At 69.1% G+C, this 17,754-nt stretch carries 14 protein-coding genes, 1 tRNA gene and 1 pseudogene; 9 read left to right on the top strand and 7 right to left on the bottom strand.

The window, feature by feature from the left end:
- Positions 1 to 125: 125 nt before the first annotated feature.
- Both G361_RS0122875 and G361_RS0122870 read right to left on the bottom strand, forming a co-directional pair.
- On the bottom strand, positions 126 to 1,322 hold the full coding sequence (locus tag G361_RS0122875; protein WP_019929449.1) for an aminotransferase class V-fold PLP-dependent enzyme: 1,197 nt from the start codon (positions 1,320 to 1,322) through the stop codon (positions 126 to 128).
- Positions 1,323 to 1,366: 44 nt separating this feature from the next.
- Positions 1,367 to 1,918: a TetR/AcrR family transcriptional regulator gene (locus G361_RS0122870; protein WP_019929448.1), complete on the bottom strand. Its 552-nt coding sequence runs from the start codon at positions 1,916 to 1,918 to the stop codon at positions 1,367 to 1,369.
- A 146-nt stretch (positions 1,919 to 2,064) separates the two neighbouring features.
- Between G361_RS0122870 and G361_RS0122865 the strand changes: the two genes are divergently transcribed.
- From G361_RS0122865 to egtD, 6 genes and pseudogenes are all read left to right on the top strand, one after another.
- On the top strand, positions 2,065 to 3,036 hold the full coding sequence (locus tag G361_RS0122865) for a zinc-binding dehydrogenase (protein WP_019929447.1): 972 nt from the start codon (positions 2,065 to 2,067) through the stop codon (positions 3,034 to 3,036).
- A 227-nt stretch (positions 3,037 to 3,263) separates the two neighbouring features.
- Positions 3,264 to 4,538, top strand: coding sequence for an ergothioneine biosynthesis glutamate--cysteine ligase EgtA (egtA, locus tag G361_RS0122860; RefSeq protein WP_026343388.1), 1,275 nt, complete (start codon positions 3,264 to 3,266; stop codon positions 4,536 to 4,538).
- A gap of 91 nt (positions 4,539 to 4,629) precedes the next feature.
- Positions 4,630 to 5,970, top strand: coding sequence for an ergothioneine biosynthesis protein EgtB (gene egtB / locus G361_RS0122855; RefSeq protein WP_019929445.1), 1,341 nt, complete (start codon positions 4,630 to 4,632; stop codon positions 5,968 to 5,970).
- Positions 5,970 to 6,122: pseudogene (locus G361_RS51870) on the top strand (ergothioneine biosynthesis protein EgtC); the annotation flags it as partial. The gene egtB and the pseudogene G361_RS51870, both read left to right, overlap by 1 nt.
- A gap of 75 nt (positions 6,123 to 6,197) precedes the next feature.
- Positions 6,198 to 7,055 (top strand): ergothioneine biosynthesis protein EgtC, encoded by an 858-nt coding sequence (locus G361_RS0122850; protein ID WP_369797918.1) that lies wholly within the window; start codon positions 6,198 to 6,200, stop codon positions 7,053 to 7,055.
- A gap of 59 nt (positions 7,056 to 7,114) precedes the next feature.
- Positions 7,115 to 8,086, top strand: a complete 972-nt coding sequence (gene egtD, locus G361_RS0122845; RefSeq protein ID WP_019929443.1) for an L-histidine N(alpha)-methyltransferase — start codon at positions 7,115 to 7,117, stop codon at positions 8,084 to 8,086.
- A 21-nt stretch (positions 8,087 to 8,107) separates the two neighbouring features.
- Here the strand turns inward: egtD and G361_RS0122840 are convergent, their stop codons facing one another.
- From G361_RS0122840 to G361_RS0122820, 5 genes are all read right to left on the bottom strand, one after another.
- Positions 8,108 to 8,749, bottom strand: a complete 642-nt coding sequence (locus G361_RS0122840; RefSeq protein ID WP_019929442.1) for a DUF2461 domain-containing protein — start codon at positions 8,747 to 8,749, stop codon at positions 8,108 to 8,110.
- A 6-nt stretch (positions 8,750 to 8,755) separates the two neighbouring features.
- Entirely contained in the window at positions 8,756 to 9,085 is a 330-nt protein-coding gene (locus tag G361_RS0122835; protein ID WP_019929441.1) for a hypothetical protein, read from the bottom strand.
- 127 nt (positions 9,086 to 9,212) lie between these two features.
- Positions 9,213 to 10,193: a ribose-phosphate diphosphokinase gene (locus tag G361_RS0122830; RefSeq protein WP_019929440.1), complete on the bottom strand. Its 981-nt coding sequence runs from the start codon at positions 10,191 to 10,193 to the stop codon at positions 9,213 to 9,215.
- Positions 10,190 to 11,680 carry a bifunctional UDP-N-acetylglucosamine diphosphorylase/glucosamine-1-phosphate N-acetyltransferase GlmU gene (gene glmU, locus G361_RS0122825; protein ID WP_019929439.1) on the bottom strand — a complete coding sequence of 497 codons (1,491 nt, stop codon included), beginning with the start codon at positions 11,678 to 11,680 and terminating at the stop codon, positions 10,190 to 10,192. Before glmU ends, G361_RS0122830 begins: the two co-directional genes overlap by 4 nt.
- A 52-nt stretch (positions 11,681 to 11,732) precedes the next feature.
- Positions 11,733 to 11,803 (bottom strand) — tRNA-Gln (locus G361_RS0122820).
- 314 nt (positions 11,804 to 12,117) lie between these two features.
- Here G361_RS0122820 and G361_RS0122815 point away from each other — a divergent pair.
- The 3 genes from G361_RS0122815 to mfd all read left to right on the top strand — a co-directional run bounded on the left by G361_RS0122815 (position 12,118) and on the right by mfd (position 17,744).
- Entirely contained in the window at positions 12,118 to 12,732 is a 615-nt protein-coding gene (locus G361_RS0122815) for a TetR/AcrR family transcriptional regulator (protein ID WP_019929438.1), read from the top strand.
- A 245-nt stretch (positions 12,733 to 12,977) separates the two neighbouring features.
- The gene (locus G361_RS0122810) at positions 12,978 to 13,625 is read left to right on the top strand and encodes a TetR/AcrR family transcriptional regulator (protein ID WP_026343387.1); all 648 of its coding nucleotides are present in this window, start codon (positions 12,978 to 12,980) and stop codon (positions 13,623 to 13,625) included.
- A 459-nt stretch (positions 13,626 to 14,084) separates the two neighbouring features.
- Positions 14,085 to 17,744, top strand: a complete 3,660-nt coding sequence (mfd, locus tag G361_RS0122805; protein WP_026343386.1) for a transcription-repair coupling factor — start codon at positions 14,085 to 14,087, stop codon at positions 17,742 to 17,744.
- Positions 17,745 to 17,754 lie beyond the last annotated feature (10 nt).

The raw sequence follows: 17,754 nt of genomic DNA, 5'->3' as shown, positions 1-17,754 counted from the left end.
GCCGGGGGCTCCGACTCATCGGTGCCGGGTAGGTCACCCGAGAGGTCTTCGGACAGGAGTGCGGTGTGGATCATCGGCAATTGATCGATCGGGCGGTGGTGATCAGCGACCCGTCGCCGTGGTGATCAGCGACCCGTTGCTGTCGCCGCGAGTTCGTCCGTGAAGCGGTCCAGATCCTCGAAGGTCACGAAGCAGTGCGGGGAGGCGCGGAGCACCGAGTCCAGTCCGCGCGCCGTCATATCCAGCAGGGTCGAGCCGCGGTGGCTGACGGTGACGGTGATGTTCCGTTCGAGCAGACGGTCGCGGACGTCGACCGGGGCGATACCGTCGACGGTGAACGAGACTATGCCGGAACGCTTCTCACCCAGATCGCGCACGGTGACGCCGGGAATCTCCGGAAGGGCCGCGCGCAGGTGGGCGGCGCGGTCCGCGATCGCCGCGTAGACCCGGTCGGGGCCCAGCTCGAGCAGGTAGCGGACGGCGGCGCCGAGGCCGAGCCGGGCGGCCACATCGTGTTCCCAGAACTCGAAACGGCTGGCGTCGGGGGCGAGCACGTACTTGTCCCGCTCCACCCACTCCGCACTGTGCAGATCCAGCCGGCCGGGCTCCATGGTCGCGGCCAATTCCGGCCGCACATAGAGGAATCCGGTGCCGCGCGGTCCGCGCAGCCATTTCCGGCCGGTGGCCGACAGCGCGTCGACCCCGAGCGCGGCGACATCGATCGGCAGTTGGCCGGTGGACTGGCAGGCGTCCAGCAGCACCAGCGCACCCACGCCGTGTGCGAGCCGGGACACCTCGGTGACCGGGTTGATCAGTCCGCCGTTGGTCGGGACATGCACCAGCGACACCAGTTTCACGCGCTCGTCCAGCATGGCGGCGAACGCCTCGACGTCGAGCCGGCCGTCGGCGGCGGCGGGCACCGCCTCCACCACCGCGCCGGTGGCCCGGACGCGTTGCAGGGTGGCGATGGCGTTGCTGGCATAGTCGGCCTGCGACACCAGGATTCGGTCACCCGCCGCGAGCGGCACCGAATAGAAGAAATCGGACCAGGCCCGGGATGCGCTGTCGCTCAGCGCGATACTCGCCGCGTCGGCGTTGATCAGCGTCGCGACGGCGGTTTTCACCGCGGCCAGATCGTCGAGCCGTTCGTTCGCCGCGCGATAGCCACCGATCTCGGCCTCCCGCCGCAGATGCCCGATCACGGTGTCCAGCACCACCCGCGGCGGCAGTGACGAGCCGGCGCTGTCGAGGAATACCGGTGCGGGCCGCGCGGTGTCGGCGTAGGCGGGGATGTCGGCGCGCAGCCGCTGCGGATCGAGCACCTCATCGACAATAGAAGACCGCGGACCGGCCGTGCGGTCGCAGCTCAGGTGTCGCTCTCGATCACGGCGCGGATCAGGCGGGCCGAGCGCGCCGCGATCTCCTCCGGCGGGCAGGGGCGTTCCTGTTCCAGCCACCACACGATCGATTGCACGAACATCCCGGCCAGCACCGTCGGCACCAGGCCGTCGGCGGAGTCGCCGGGAAAGTGCCCGGTCGTCATGTCGGCCAGGGCGACGCGCATCCGGTCGGCGAACCACGGACTGCCCTTGCGGCCCAGCAGCGCTCGATACATCCGGTGATACGAGTCGATGTGGCGGAAGAATCCGGCCCAGCGTTCACCCGGCGTCCGATCGTCGGTGTGGTCGCCGATCATCTCCGCCATCGCCTCGTCGAAGATCTGCTCGACCAGTGCGTATTTGTCGCGGTAGTTGCGGTAGAACGCGGCCCGGCTCACCATCGCCCGGGTCGTCAGGTCGCCGACGGTGACACGGTCGAGGCCGCGTTCCTCGATCAGGTCCACCAGCGCCTCGCGCAGCAGGGCCCGGGTGCGGCGGATCCGGACGTTCGATGCCGGAACCGATTGCGGCCGAGACATTTCCGCCTCCTCGTCTCGTTCGGGACAGTCCGGTCGATTCGGCCCTTGTCCACCCCGGAGCCGCCGATCGACACTGGACGTGCCGTTCTCGATGAGACAACTTGTCTCGATTCGGCCGATCTGTCAAATTCTCGGAGGAGTGTGCAATGCGTGCTGTGCTGGTACGGCAATTCGGGGCCCCGGAGGTGCTGACCGTGGCCGAGGCCCCCGATCCGGAACCAGGTCCGGACCAGGTGCTGGTGGAGGTGCGACTCGCCGGGGTCGGCTTCGGGGACACCATCGTCCGGTCGGGCCGGTACCCGTTCCCGCTGCCGTGGATTCCGGGCGTCGAGGTGGCGGGGCGGGTGGTGGCGGTCGGCGCCGGCGTCGGCGCCGCGCTGCTGGGGCGGACCGTGGTCGCGACGACGGCCGGGCAGTCCGGTGGGTACGCCGAGCGGGCCGTGGCGCCCGCCGCCTACACCTTCCCGGTGCCGGACGGACTGGATCTCGCGGTGGCGCTCACCGTGTTCCAGGCCGGCGCGGTGGCCCGCGGACTGCTGGCCACGATGCGACTCGACCCGTCCGACACCGTGCTGATCACGGCGGCGGCCGGGCGGATCGGGTCGCTGCTGGTGCAGTCGGCGAAGGCCGCGGGTGCGACCGTCCTGGGCGCGGCGAGCGGCGCGAAGCTCACGGCCGCCGCCGAATTCGGCGCGGACGCGGTGGTCGACTACACCACCGGTGACTGGACCGAGCGGGCCCGCGCGCTGACCGGCGGACGCGGAGTGGATCTGGTCCTCGACTCCGTCGGCGGCGCGGTGGCGGAGGCGGCGTTCACGCTCGTCGCCGACACGGGGCGGATCGGGCTGTACGGATTCGCTTCCGGGCGATGGCCGGTGGTGGATCTCGCGACGCTGCAACTTGGGCAGCGCGGCCTCACGTTGACCGGTCCATTGGGCGTGGTGTTCCGCACATCGCAAGCCCGGCAACGCGACGACGCCGAGCAGGCGCTGGCCGCGGCCGCCGGATCCCGCCTGACGCCGCGCATCCACGCGACCCTGCCGCTGAACAGGGCGGACGAGGCCCATCGAGCGCTGGCGGACCGCCGGAACATCGGCGCGATCGTGCTCTCCGTGTGACCGCCGCGTATCCGGACGGTAACCGCGGCGAAAGGTCAAGGTCACGGATCGATCAGATTTTTTGTCGGTGGGCGCGGTTAGCCTGGTTGGACACGTATGACGGATAGTCCGGGTGGAAGAAGCTCACCTTCCGGTCCGTTACACGCGACACAGCTCGACCAAGCAGGGCAGTACCAGGAAGGCGGGCTGTTGCCGCCGGTTCGGCGGCCACAGAGCGGAGGTTGGCGATGGCAGTCACAGCAATACGGTCGGTGGCCGAGACCGGTACGGACATCTCGTCTCGGGCCGCGGCCGAGGCGTACGTGGGCGGGGTGTGTTTCAAACAGGGTCCACCGCAACTGGTCGGCGCCGAACTCGAGTGGCTCACCGCGGTCGGTGATCCGTCGGCGCCGAGGCCACAGCCCGCACTGCTGGCCACAGCGCTGGGGCAGTACGCCCCCACCTCCATCGCTCCACAATCACCCGCTCTTCCCTTGCCCGGGGGTAGTCGCGTCACCGTCGAGCCCGGCGGGCAGGTCGAACTGTCCAGTGCTCCGTACGCCGACCCGGTCGAACTCTGCGACCGGCTCCGCGCCGATACCCGGATGCTGCAGGAACTTCTCGAACCCCATTCCGTCCGCATGTACGCCGTCGCCGCCGACGCGGTGCGGCAACCGCAGCGGGTGCTGCGACTGCCGCGCTATGCCGCGATGGAGAGCACTTTCGGCCGGTTGGGTCCGTTCGGCGCACTGATGATGTGCAATACCGCGGCCGCGCAGGTCAGCATCGACGCCGGCACCGACGCGGCCGAGATCGCCGCCCGCTGGAACGCGCTGTACGCGATCGGCCCCGCGCTGGCGGCCGCATTCGCCTGTTCCCCGTCCCTGAGCGGCGCGCCGGAGGGCACCTGGGCCTCGCAACGGATGCGGGCCTGGCTGCGGCTGGACACCACGCGGGTGCGCCCGCCCGGCCCGCACTGGGCCGAACCCGCCGCCGAATACGCCCGCTGGGCCCTGGACGTACCGCTGCTGTGTGTGCGGGGCGCCGAGAGCGCCGAATGCGATTGGGCCGCACCGCCCGGCGCCACCTTCGCCGACTGGCTGTGCGGCGCGCTCGACGACGAGATCGGCCGCCGGCCGGGCCGGGAGGATCTCGACTACCACCTCACCACGCTGTTCCCCCTGGTCCGGGCATCCGGCCACCTCGAGGTGCGCTACCTCGATGCCCAGCCCGGCGACGACTGGGTGGTGCCGGTGTACGCGGTCACCGCGCTGATGACCGATCCCGCGACCGTGGCCGAGGCCATCCGCCTCGCCGCCGCCACCGCCGACCGCTGGGTGGAGTCGGCCCGGGTGGGCCTGGCCGATCCGGAGATCCGCACGGCCGCGGTCGAATTGCTGACCCTGGCCGCCGATACCGCCACCGCACCCGTTGCCCGCGCCGGACTGCACGCGGCCGCGCGCCGCTGTTCCCACCGCCGCACCCCCACCGGCGACCGGGTGCCGTCCGGAAGTTGGGCATGAGCGTTGCCGGACCGGCGGCGAGTCATCGTCACCACACCGGTCCGATTCGGGTGCGCGCGTGCTCACTTCATCACGGATACGGAGTTCGTTCATGACTGTTGGATTCACGGGGAGCGACCGGGCCGGGACCGAGCGGCTGCGGAGTGAGATCGCCGAAGTACTGACCCGGGCGCGGGCACGCACCGCGGGCCTGACCGACTGTGTCGACGAGGCCGATCTCGTGGCACAGCATTCGCGGTTGATGAGCCCGCTGGTGTGGGATCTCGCCCATATCGGCAACCAGGAAGAGCTGTGGCTGGTGCGGGATGTGGGCTCCCGGCAGCCGGTGCGCGCCGATATCGACCAGCTGTACGACGCCTTCCGGCACCCGCGGGCCGATCGGCCGGCGCTACCGCTGCTGGATCCCGCCGAGGCCCGCGGCTACGTCGCGACCGTGCGGGACAAGGTGTGGGATGTGCTGTCCGACAGCCCGTTACGGGGTTCGCGGCTGATCAGCGACGGGTTCGCGTTCGGGATGATCGCGCAGCACGAACAGCAGCACGACGAGACCATGCTCGCGACCCATCAACTGCGGACGGGCGAGCCGGTGCTGTCCGCGCCGCCCCCGCCGGTGGCCCTGACCCCGCTCACCGGCGAAGTGGTCGTTCCCGCGGGCGAATTCGAGATGGGCACCTCGACCGAGCCCTGGGCACTGGACAACGAGCGTCCCGCACACCCGGTATCGGTGCCCGGCTTCGCGATCGACGTCGCGCCGATCACCAACGCGCAGTACGAGGACTTCATCGCCGACGGCGGCTACCGGCGCCGGGAGTTGTGGTCCGAGCGGGGCTGGGCGCATCGCAGCGAGGCCGGGCTCGAGGCGCCGCAGTTCTGGCGGCTCGACAGTGACAACCGGTGGTGGCGGCGGGTTTTCGGCGCCATGACCCCGATCCGGCCGAATCAGCCGGTGGTGCACGTGTGCTGGTTCGAGGCCGAGGCGTACGCCACCTGGGCGGGTAAGCGGCTGCCCACCGAGGCCGAATGGGAGAAGGCAGCCCGCTTCGATCCCGCGACCGGCCGTTCGCGCCGCTACCCTTGGGGCGACGAGGCGCCCGACGAGACCCGCGCCAATCTCGGCCAGCGCCACCTGGAACCGGCCGATGTCGGCGCCTATCCGGCCGGGGTGTCCGCACTCGGGGTGCATCAGCTGATCGGCGACGTCTGGGAGTGGACATCCTCCGGTTTCCACGATTACCCGGGCTTCGCGGCCTTCCCGTACCGCGAGTACTCCGAGGTGTTCTTCGGCGGCGACTACCGGATCCTGCGCGGCGGCTCGTTCGGCGCCGACCCCGTCGCGGTCCGCAGCACCTTCCGTAACTGGGACCATCCCATCCGCCGCCAGATCTTCGCCGGGTTCCGCCTGGCCCGGGACCTGCGAGCGGACGAACGCTGATGTGCCGTCACCTCGGCTACCTCGGCCCCCGGGTCGCGGTCGGCTCCCTGCTGACCCGTGGCCCGCACTCCCTCTACACCCAGTCCTGGCAACCTCGCGACATGCGCGGCGGCGGCACCATCAACGCCGACGGCTTCGGCGTCGCCTGGTGGGTACCGGCGGAGATCACATACTCCGGCGACATCGGGGATTCCGCGACATCGACCGGCAGCCGGCCCGACCGAGCCGTGCGGTCGCCGCATCTCGGCGCGGTGGTGTCCGGTTATTCCGGGCCGGGCACCACGTCCGGCGACACCGCCACCGATGCGGGAGGTCCAGAGCCACCGGCCGATGCTTCAACGCCCGGTCGGCCGATGGCGAGCCGCTACCGCAACGCCGCACCGATCTGGACCGATCCGGCCGTGAGCGAGGTACTGCCGCAACTGCATTCGACGGCGGTGCTGGCCGCGGTGCGGTCGGCGACGGTCGGCATGCCGGTCGAGCGCGCCGCCTGCGCACCCTTCACCGCCGGTCGCTGGGCCTTCAGCCACAACGGGAAGATCGCGGACTGGCAGCGGGTGCTCACCGAGGTGGCCGCCGAATTCGGTTCTCCCCCACTGCTGGCGGCCGAGGCCCGCACGGATTCCGCCGCACTGTGGGTGATCCTGCACGGACTGCTCGAAAACAGCCTAATGCCGGTCGAATCCGCGTCGGCGACTGCCGGGCTGTCGCAACCGACTGAGTCCGAGGACACCACCACCGCGTGGCGCCGGAGCGAATCATCCACTCGGCCGGACGCTCTCGCGGCGGGTTCCGGCGGCACCGAGGGCCCAGATCCGGCGGAGGCCCTGCGGCGGCTGCTGCTCGCGGTCCTGGACCGGGATCCGGCGGCCCGGTTGAATCTGCTGCTCGGCGACGGCGAGACGCTCTGGGCCACCACCCGGCACCACTCGTTGTCGGTGCTGGTCACCGACGAGTTCGCGGTGGCGTCCTCCGAACCCTACGACGACGATCCACGCTGGCGGGCGGTGCCGGACCGGCAGTTGGTCACGCTGCGGCCCGGCCTCCTGTCCGTCGTCCCGCTGGATCCGGATGCCACCGGATGACCGGGCCGATACTTCGCGACCACATCAGTCACGACCCCGAACGAAAGGCGTGTCCCTCCATGACCGCACCCACGCTGGATATCCACCTGACCGACGACGACCTCACCGCCGCCCTGCGGTCGGATGCCCGGCGCGGGCTCTCCTCGGATCCGAAATGGTTGCCGCCCAAGTGGTTCTACGACGCGCGCGGCAGCGAACTGTTCGAGGCGATCACCGCACTGCCCGAGTACTACCCGACCCGCACCGAGCGGGCCCTGCTCGAGCGGGTGGTCGGCGATATCGCCCGCATCTCGCGCGCGGAGGTGCTGGTGGAACTCGGCGCCGGTTCCGCCGCCAAGACCCGGCTGCTGCTCCGGGCGCTCGGTGCCGAAGGGCCGTTGAAAACCTATGTTCCGCAGGATGTTTCGGTGGCCGCCCTGCGCGGTGCGACCGACGAGATCAGCGCCGAGTTCCCCGAGCTGGCGGTGCACGGCGTGGTCAGCGATTTCACCGATACGCTGCGCAACCTGCCGCGCGGCGGCCGCCGGCTGATCGCCTTCCTCGGCGGCACGATCGGCAATCTGGTTCCGGCGGAACGGGCGGCGTTCCTCGCCGGGGTGCACGAGGTGCTGGAGCCGGGGGAGCAGTTGCTGCTCGGCGCCGGTCTGGTGATCGATCCGTCGATCCTGGTGCCCGCCTACGACGATGCCGCGGGGGTCACCGCCGAATTCAACCGCAACGTCCTGTACGTGCTGAATTCCCGGCTGCGGGCCGATTTCGATCCGGAGGCGTTCGAACACGTCGCGCTGTGGGACGCGGAGAACGAATGGATCGAGATGCGCCTGGAGGCGACCCGTGATCTGACCGTCACGGTCACCGATCTGGAGCTGGTGCTGGAATTCACCCGCGGTGAGCAGCTGCGCACCGAGATCTCGGCGAAGTTCCGCGTGGACGGCATGTCGGCCGAACTCGCGGCCGCGGGCTTCGCCACCGAGCAGGTGTGGACCGATCCGGATCGGCGCTTCGCGCTGTTCCTGGCCGAACGCCGCTGAGCCGGGGACCGGCCGCGCCGCTCAGTCGTGCATGCCCACGACCGCGGTGAGCCATTCGACCAGTGGCCGCATCGCCTGCCAGGACTTGCGAACCTCGGTGGCGGCGCGGGCGGTCTCCAGCCAGTCGGGTGCGCCGAACTCCTTGCCGACCGTGATCGCCTTGCGGCGCAACAGATCGATGCGGGGATGGTCGGCCTCGTAACCCTTCGGCCGGGTCTTCAACTGCTCGCCGCCGACCGTGTACCCGGACTTCACGGCCTTCGCCAGGATCTTCTCCAGTTCCGGACCGCGCACCTCGTCATCGATGGTGGTGCGCAACCGGGCCAGCTGGGCGGGGGTGGTCGCGTACACGCCGCCGGCGACGAACAGTCCGGGTGCACCGAGCTGCACATACCAGCCGACGCTCGGCCCGGTGCTGACGAAGGCGCCCTGATGATTCTTGTAGGGCACCTTGTCCTTGGCGAACCGCACATCGCGATAGGGCCGGAAGATCTTGGCGGTACCGAAATCCGGTTCCAGATCCGCGATCAGCGCGGCCATGGGCTCGCGCACCGCGGTGTCGTAGACATGCTTGTGGGCCGTCCAGAACGACTTCGAGTTGTCCGCTTCCAGATCCTCGTAGAAATCGAGGCCGGCCAGCGGGAATCCGGTGAAACGGCTCACGGGCGCTCAGTCCCGGGGCTCGTCGACGACCTCCATCGCGGCCAGTTCGGCCGGGCGATCGTCGCCGGCACGCTCCTCGGCCCGATGGCGGCGCGCGGTCCACTCCTCGGCGAGTTCGCGATCGATGCCGAGCCGGCCCTCGTCGTCGTTCTCGTGATAACGGATGACCAGATCCTCCGGCGGATCGACGATGTACCGCTCGTAGGCACGTACCTCGTCGGCCTGATCGTCGTCACCCAGATCGTCGTCGAGATCCTGCTCGTCGTCCTCGTCGTCCATGTCGAGCACCTCATCGATCAAGGACTCGTCGTCCTCGCGCTGGTCCGTCACCGCCACTCACCACCTCTCGGGCGTACCAAGCTGACCTGCAGAAACCGCTGCGAATACGTTTCACGCTACGCCTGCACCGCGCCGGAACGCCAAAAAACAACGCCCCCGCAACGATGTCGCGGGGGCGGGACCGTCAAGCGTTGCCGTTGAAGAGGCCGGTGACCGAGCCGTTCTCGAAGACCTCGCGAATCGTGCGGGCCAGCAGTGGCGCGATCGACAGCACCGTCAGCGACGGGAACTTCTTGTCCTCGGTGATCGGCAACGTATTGGTCACGATCACCTCGCGGGCGCCGCACGCCGACAGCCGCTCGGCGGCCGGAGAGGACAGCACGCCGTGGGTGGCGGCGATGACCACGTCACCGGCGCCCGCCTCGCGCAGCACGCGGACGGCCTCGGCGATGGTGCCGCCGGTGTCGATCATGTCGTCGATCAGGATGCAGGTGCGGCCGTCGACGTCGCCGACCGGGCGGTGCGACTTCACCTGGTTCGGCACCAGCGGATCGCGGGTCTTGTGGATGAAGGCCACCGGGGCGCCGCCGAGCGAATCGGCCCACTTCTCCGCCACCTTCACGCGGCCCGCGTCCGGCGAGACGACCGTGATGTGGTCGAGGGTGTAGTGGTTGCGGACGTATTCGGAGAGCTGGATCAGCGCGTGCATGTGATCGACCGGGCCGTCGAAGAAGCCCTGGATCTGGTCGGTGTGCAGATCGACCGTGATGATGCGGTCGGCGCCGGCCGTCTTGAGCAGATCGGCCACCAGGCGAGCGGAGATGGGCTCCCGGCCGCGGTGCTTCTTGTCCTGGCGAGCGTAGGGGTAGAACGGCAGCACCGCGGTGATGCGCTTGGCCGAACCGCGCTTGAGCGCGTCGATCATGATCAGATGTTCCATCAGCCACTGGTTCAGCGGCGCCGGGAAGCTCTGCATGACGAACGCGTCACTGCCGCGGACCGACTCCTCGAAGCGAACGAAGATCTCGCCGTTGGCGAAGTCACGAGCGGTTTGCGGCGTGATGTGGACGTCGAGTTCCTTCGCGACCTGTTCCGCCAGCTCCGGGTGAGCGCGACCCGAGAACAGCATCAGGTTCTTCTGGTTATCGGTCGAGAACGCGGTCACTCTGTGTTGCCATCCTTCTGCTCGGTTGCCTGACTCGCCGTGTCGTTCGCCGCGAGCGCCTTTGCTGCGGCCATTGCTGCCGCGGTTCCGGGACGGCTCCGCTGCACCCAGCCCTCGAGGTTGCGCTGTGCCCCGCCCGACACGGCCAGCGCGCCCGGGGGAACATCTCTGCGCAGCACAGTACCCGCCGCCGAATAGGCCCCGTCGCCCACGGTCACCGGAGCCACGAACATGGTGTCGCTGCCCGTTCGGACGTGCGAGCCCACGGTCGTGTGATGTTTGCGTACCCCGTCGTAGTTGACGAACACGCTCGAAGCGCCGATGTTGCTGTGCTCACCGATGGTGGCGTCGCCGACGTAGGTCAGGTGCGGCACCTTGGAATGCGCGCCGATCGTGGCGTTCTTGGTCTCGACGAATGCCCCGAGCTTGCCGGCCTGCCCGAGGACGGTGCCAGGACGTAGATAGGAGAACGGGCCGACGGTGGCGCCGGGCCCGACGGCCGCGCCGGTCCCGTGGGTGCGCACCACGCTGGCGCCGTCGCCGACGATCACATCGGTGAGGGTGGAATCGGGACCGATCTCCGCGTCCTCGCCGATCACGGTGTTGCCCAGCAACTGGACGCCCGGTCGCAGCACGGCGTCGCGGCCGATGCGGACCTCGGCGTCCACCCAGGTGGTGGCCGGATCGACGACCGTGACCCCGGCGCGCATGTGCCGCTCCAGGATGTACCGGTTCAGGGTGCGAGCGGCCTCGGCCATCTGCACCCGGTCGTTGACCCCGGTGACCTTCGCCGCGTCCAGCAGTCGCGCGCCGTGCACGGGATGCCCGGCCTCACGGGCCAGCTTCAGCACATCGGTCAGATACAGCTCGTGCTGCGCGTTGGCGGTGGTCAGGCGGCCGACCATGGTGCGCAGCACGGTGACGTCGAAGACGTACACGCCCGAGTTGACCTCGCCGATGGCCGCCTGTTCCGGGGTGGCGTCGGCGTGCTCGACGATCTCCTGCACCTGGCCGTCGGCGTCGCGGACGATCCGGCCGTAGCCGTTGGCGTCCTCGGGCACGAAGGTGAGCACGGTGACCGCCGAACGCTCCTGATAACTGCGGTGCTCGGTGAGCAGTGCGGCGAGCGTGTCCCCGTCCAGCAGTGGCACATCCGCGGAGGTCACGATCAGATCGCCGGTGAAATCCGCGGGTAACGAGGTGAACGCGCACTGCACCGCGTGGCCGGTGCCCAGTTGCTGTTCCTGGACCGCCTGGGTGATGCCGCGGCCGAGTTCGGTGCCGACGGCCCGGACGGCGGCGCCGACCTGTTCCCGGTCGTGGCCGACCACGGTGATCAGATGGGCGGGGTCGATCTCGCTCGCGGCATGCAACGCGTGCGCGAGCATGCTGCGGCCGGCCAGGGAATGCAACACCTTGGGAGTTTTGGACCGCATTCGTGTGCCGGCACCGGCGGCGAGAACGACGACGGCGGTCTGCTGTGGCATGGATCTCCCTCGGCTGCCTGTCATCGTTGCGGGTGGGCTGTGTCGGGTGTTGCTCCGCCGCCAGGACTCGAACCTGGACTAACTGAACCAAAATCAGTGGTGCTGCCATTACACTACGGCGGATCACCGCACCGGCGGACCTCGATCTGCCGGTGCGTCACGGCATGCGGGAATGATCCTCGCACGAAGTTGTCCGTACGTCGAACCGCTGTCGACGTGTCGATGACCCGCCGGTCTGCTCGGCGTGGCGCCACGGTCCGGCGTGCCCGTCGTGACCAGCGTGTGGCGGGTCGGCACCGGAGTGGACGAGACCCCCGCCCCGGGGGGCCGGGGTACCTGCCGGAGATGTCTGGAAGAGTTGTCGGTGCAGTCGGACGATTTCGCGGGAGGCGCAAGCGGTGACTTCGGGCGAGGTGAGCCGGACCCCGCGTCCGCGCATGACCGGAACACAACGGCGGCAACAGTTGATCGAGATCGGCCGGGCGCTGTTCGCCGAGCGCGGATACGACGCCACCTCCATCGAGGAGATCGCCCAGCGGGCCCAGGTGTCCAAACCCGTTGTGTACGAACACTTCGGCGGCAAGGAGGGACTGTACGCGGTCGTCGTCGACCGCGAGATGTCCACGCTGCTCAACATGATCACCTCCTCACTCACGCGCAATCGTTCCCGAGTGCGTCTGGAGCAGGTGGCACTGGCGTTGCTGACCTATATCGAGGAACGCTCCGACGGATTCCGTATTCTCATGCGCGATCAGCCGACTTCCGCTGCGGACGGCACCTATTCGAGTCTGCTGAACGAAGCGGTGAACCAGGTCGCGCACATCCTGGCCGGCGACTTCGACCGCCGCGACTTCGATACCGGGCTCGCCACGTTGTACGCACAGGCACTGGTCGGAATGGTCGCGACGGCGGCCGCATGGTGGCTGGACGAGCGGCAGCCCCCCAAGGAAGTGGTGGCGGCGCACCTGGTGAATTTGTGCTGGAACGGCCTCACCCACCTCGAGGCGGACCCCCAGCTCGCCTCCGAATGGCCCAGCGGCACAACGCACTGAGCCGCGCGGGACACGCCCTCCGAGATGGCGTGTCGAGCGTCGATGGAGGGCGTTAGGGGGGTGGAACTGGACAGTTAACCCATAATTAGCGATAAAGGCTGGTCCGAATGCTCGATTCCGTTGGTGCGGCCCGGTCGGGTGGTACGGTTCACCCATCCTTCGAGTGCTGTTCGAGCTGTGATGTCGGTCTACTTCGGGATGTCGGTCTACTTCAGGATGGCTGGTTGTGATGACAGGCGGATCTGATGGCTAGGCAAGCGCGTGCGGAGATCACTCGCGATTCCGTCCTCGCGGGTGCAGCCGATGTCTTTCTGCGACTGGGTTATGCCAACGCGAGTCTCAGCGAGATCATCGCGCAGTCGAATGTGACCAAGGGCGCCTTGTACTTTCACTTCGGCTCCAAGGAGGAGCTGGCGCGCGCCGTGGTCGACCAGGGCAACGAACGGCTGATCAGCGCCTGCCAGGGCTTCTTCGATCCGCGGGTGCCCGCGCTCGAGGCCTGCATCGGAATCACCTATGTCGTAGCCGATCTCACCATGAACGACCCCATGGTCGGCGCGATGCTGAAATTGACCCACCAGATCGGCGACTACCGGGGCGCGCAGGGGGAGAACATCGCGAAGACCTGGGGCGAAACGCATCGGGTGCTGGCGGAGCGAGCGATTCAGCAGGGGGATCTCAAATCGGATCTGGATCCGGAGACCATCGGCCTGATCCTCCAGGAGATGACCGCGGGCGTGCACATCACCGCCGTCGGTACCGAGTCGATCGACCAGATGGCCCTGCGGATGGAACGGGTCTGGTACTTCCTGCTGCCGTCCATCGTCCCCGACGAGAAGGTCGCGTACTTCCGCGAGTTCGCAGCCCGCCGCCTCCGCCGCTACGTGCCGTAATTTTGGCTGTGTCTTTTGGCCTCGCTTCGCTCGGCGTGTTCGCGGCCCTGAAGGCTCGTCGTTCAGCGGCCGATCGCTTGCTCCTTCGTCGCATTGCGATCGGCCGCTGAACGACGAGCCGGCCGCGAACGGTGCTCGTAAGACTCGCACCCTGGGGGTCCGGAACGCCGGTACGGTCGGGACTGCCGGTTCGGCCTAGGGGGAGTTGCTTGCTTGGGGGACGTGGTGGTTGTGGGGGTGCCGTCGACTCGGGCGGTGTGGGGGTTCGATCTGGGATTTCGTGGCCGTGGCCGGGGCCGGGGCCGGGCGGTTGTGGTTTCGGCTGTTCGGGTGGGGTTCGGTGGGAGACGTCTTGCCTGTTCGGGGGGTCGTCAGTGGCGCGGTGACGGGGCTGTCCTGGGTGCGCACTAGACTCGTTCTGCCGTCCGAATCGCTCATCGCGCGTCCAGGAGTCTGCTGATGCCCACCCCTCGTCCATCGTTGGCGGGACTGGCTGTGGTGGCCGGTGCCGATACCTCGCTGCAACAGGTCAAGGGTCTGATCGGGCGGTCGCATGTGCAGTTGGTGGCGCCTTCGGCCATTCGGCCGTTCGTGGCCACGGCCATCGCGGGGGTTTCGGGCGAGGAGGACGGCTCGCCGCGGCGGCCGGTGGTGGTGGTCACCGCTACCGGGCGGGAGGCCGACGATCTGACCGTCGAACTGTCGGAGATCCTCGGGGACGGGGTGGCGTTGTTCCCGTCCTGGGAGACGCTGCCGCACGAGCGGCTGTCGCCGGGGGCCGATACGGTCGGGCGGCGGATGCAGGTGTTGCGGCGGCTGGCGCATCCGGAGGATCCGGTCTTCCCGGAGCCGCTGCGGGTGGTGGTGACCACGGTGCGGTCGCTGATGCAGCCGATGGCCGCGGGGCTCGGTGACATCGAGCCGATCGTGTTGCGGCGCGGCGCCGAATTCGACTTCGACGAATTGCTGGAGCGGCTGGTCGAATTCGCGTACGAGCGGGTCGACATGGTCGGTAAGCGTGGCGAATTCGCCGTGCGCGGCGGCATTCTCGATCTGTTCCCGCCCACCGCGGATCATCCGGTGCGCGTGGAGTTCCTGGGGGACGAGGTCGGTGAGCTGCGGGCGTTCTCGGTGGCCGATCAGCGGTCGCTGATCGAGGTCCCGGTGGAAAGTGTTGTCGCGCAACCCTGCCGGGAGTTGCTGCTGACCGCCGAGCTGCGGGAGCGGGCCGCGGCGGTGGCCGCGGACAATCCGGCGGACGCGGCACTGGTCGAGATGCTGGAGAAGTTGGCGCAGGGCATCCCGGTCGAGGGGATGGAGGCCTTGCTGCCGGTGCTGCGGCCGGGCCGGCTGCCGCTGCTGACCGATGTGCTGCCCGCGGAAACCCATGTGCTGCTGTGTGATCCGGAGAAGGTGCGGACCCGTGCCGCGGATCTGGTGCGGACCGGGCAGGAATTCCTGGAGGCGTCGTGGACCGCGGCCTCGTTCGGCGCGGCCGCGCCGCTGGGGGCGCACGGGCTCGATCTGGCGGCCTCCGCCTACCAGGGTCTGGACATCGTGCACGCCGATGCCGAGTCGCGGGGACTGCCGTGGTGGACGCTGAGTCCGCTGGCCGCCGACGACCCGGCCGAGGTGGTGCTGCCGGTGCTGCCCGCGCCCGCCGCGCGCGGCTCGCAGGAGCTGGTGGCGACCGTGTTCGCGTCGTTGCGGGCCCATGTGGCCGCGGATGCGCCCGGTGGCAGTGGCCGTGCGGTCATCGTGGTGGCCGGGCACGGCACCGCGCAGCGCATCCTGGAGCGGCTCGGGGACGCGGAGGTGCCCGCCGCGCCGCTGGCGCCCGGTGCGGAACCCGAACCCGGGCGGGTCGGGGTGCTGTGCGGTTCGCTGCACGACGGCATCGTCTTCGACGACGCGCGCCTGGTCGTCATCGCCGAATCCGATCTCACCGGCAACCGGGTCACCGCACCCGCCGAGGGTAAGAAGCTGCCGGCCCGCCGCCGCAACCAGGTCGATCCGCTCGCGCTGTCCGCGGGCGATATGGTCGTGCACGATCAGCACGGCATCGGGCGGTTCGTCGAGATGATCGAGCGCACCGTCGGCGGCGCGCGCCGGGAGTATCTGGTCATCGAGTACGCGCCGAGCAAGCGCGGTCAGCCGGGCGACCGGTTGTTCGTGCCGATGGATTCGCTGGATCAGCTGTCCCGTTATGTCGGCGGCGAGATGCCCAGCCTGTCCAAACTCGGCGGCTCCGACTGGGCGAATACGAAACGCAAGGCGCGCAAGGCGGTTCGTGAGATCGCGACCGAACTCGTGCAGTTGTACGCGGCCCGGCAGGCCGCGCCCGGGCACGCGTTCGGCCCGGACACCCCGTGGCAGCGGGAGATGGAGGACGCCTTCGCGTTCACCGAGACCGTCGACCAGCTCACCGCCATCGCCGAGGTCAAGTCCGATATGGAACGGGCCGTCCCGATGGACCGGGTGATCTGCGGTGACGTCGGCTACGGCAAGACCGAGATCGCGGTGCGGGCGGCGTTCAAGGCGGTTCAGGACGGTAAGCAGGTCGCGGTGCTGGTGCCGACCACCCTGCTCGCGCAGCAGCATCTGCAGACCTTCGCCGAACGGACCGCGGGCTTCCCGGTCAACGTGAAGGGCCTGTCCCGCTTCACCGATCCGGCCGATTCGCGGGTGGTGCTGGACGGCATGACGACCGGCGAGGTCGACATCGTCGTCGGCACCCACCGCCTGTTGCAGACCGGGATCCGGTGGAAGGATCTGGGCCTGGTGATCATCGACGAGGAGCAGCGCTTCGGTGTCGAGCACAAGGAGCACATCAAGGCGCTGCGCACCCACGTCGACGTGCTCACCATGTCCGCCACGCCGATTCCGCGCACCCTGGAGATGAGCCTGGCCGGCATCCGCGAGATGTCGACCATCCTCACCCCGCCGGAGGAACGGCATCCGGTGCTCACCTATGTCGGCTCCTTCAACGACAAACAGGTCGCCGCCGCCGTCCGCCGCGAGCTGCTGCGCGACGGCCAGGTGTTCTACGTGCACAACCGGGTGAACTCGATCGACAAGGCCGCCAAGGGGATTCGCGATCTGGTGCCGGAGGCGCGGGTCGCCGTCGCGCACGGCCAGATGCACGAGGACATGCTGGAGAAGACCGTCCAGGGCTTCTGGGAGCGCGAATACGACGTGCTGGTCTGCACCACCATCATCGAAACCGGTCTGGACATCTCGAATGCCAACACCCTGATCGTGGAACGCGCCGACGCCCTCGGCCTTTCGCAGCTGCACCAGCTGCGCGGGCGCGTCGGGCGCAGTCGCGAGCGCGGGTACGCGTACTTCCTGTACCCGCCGGACAAGCCGCTCACCGAGACCGCCTACGACCGGCTGGCCACGATCTCGCAGAATTCGGATCTGGGCGCGGGTATGGCAGTCGCGATGAAGGATCTGGAGATCCGCGGCGCCGGTAACGTGCTCGGCGCGGAACAGTCCGGACATGTGGCCGGGGTCGGCTTCGACCTGTACGTGCGGCTGGTCGGCGAGGCGGTGGAGGCGTACCGCGCCGCCGCCGACGGCCGGCCGATCACCACCGACGAGGAGGTGAAGGAGGTGCGCATCGATCTGCCGGTGGACGCGCACATCCCGCCGGACTACATCGCCAGCGACCGGCTGCGCCTGGAGGCCTACCGCAAACTCGCTGCGGCCGTGGACGATTCGGCCCTCGCCGCCGTGGTGGAGGAACTCGTCGACCGGTACGGGCCGCTGCCGGTGGAGGTCGGCCGGTTGGTCTCGGTGGCCCGGCTGCGGCTGCTGTGCCGCGAGTACGGTCTCGCCGAGGTCGGCGTCACCGGCACCGCCCTGAAGATCTCGCCGATGCAGTTGCCGGACTCGAAACAGTTGCGGCTCAAGCGAATCTATCCGTCGGCGAGCTACCGGCCGACCACCGGCATCGTGCAGGTGCCGCTGCCGCGGGTGGAGGACAGCGTCGGCGCCGCCCGGGTGCGCGATGTCCAGGTCCTGCAGTTCGTCGCCGACCTGCTGCTGGCCTTGGACGGAAAGGCCCAGGGCTCGGTGGATCTCGCCGTCGCGACCGACATCTCGGCCGCGCGATGACCGGAGCCGA

The sequence above is a fragment of the Nocardia sp. BMG111209 genome, assembly GCF_000381925.1.
Lineage (GTDB): Bacteria > Actinomycetota > Actinomycetes > Mycobacteriales > Mycobacteriaceae > Nocardia.
The sequence above is the reverse complement of the archived record's forward strand: the minus strand, read 5'-3'. Positions and strand labels throughout refer to the sequence as shown.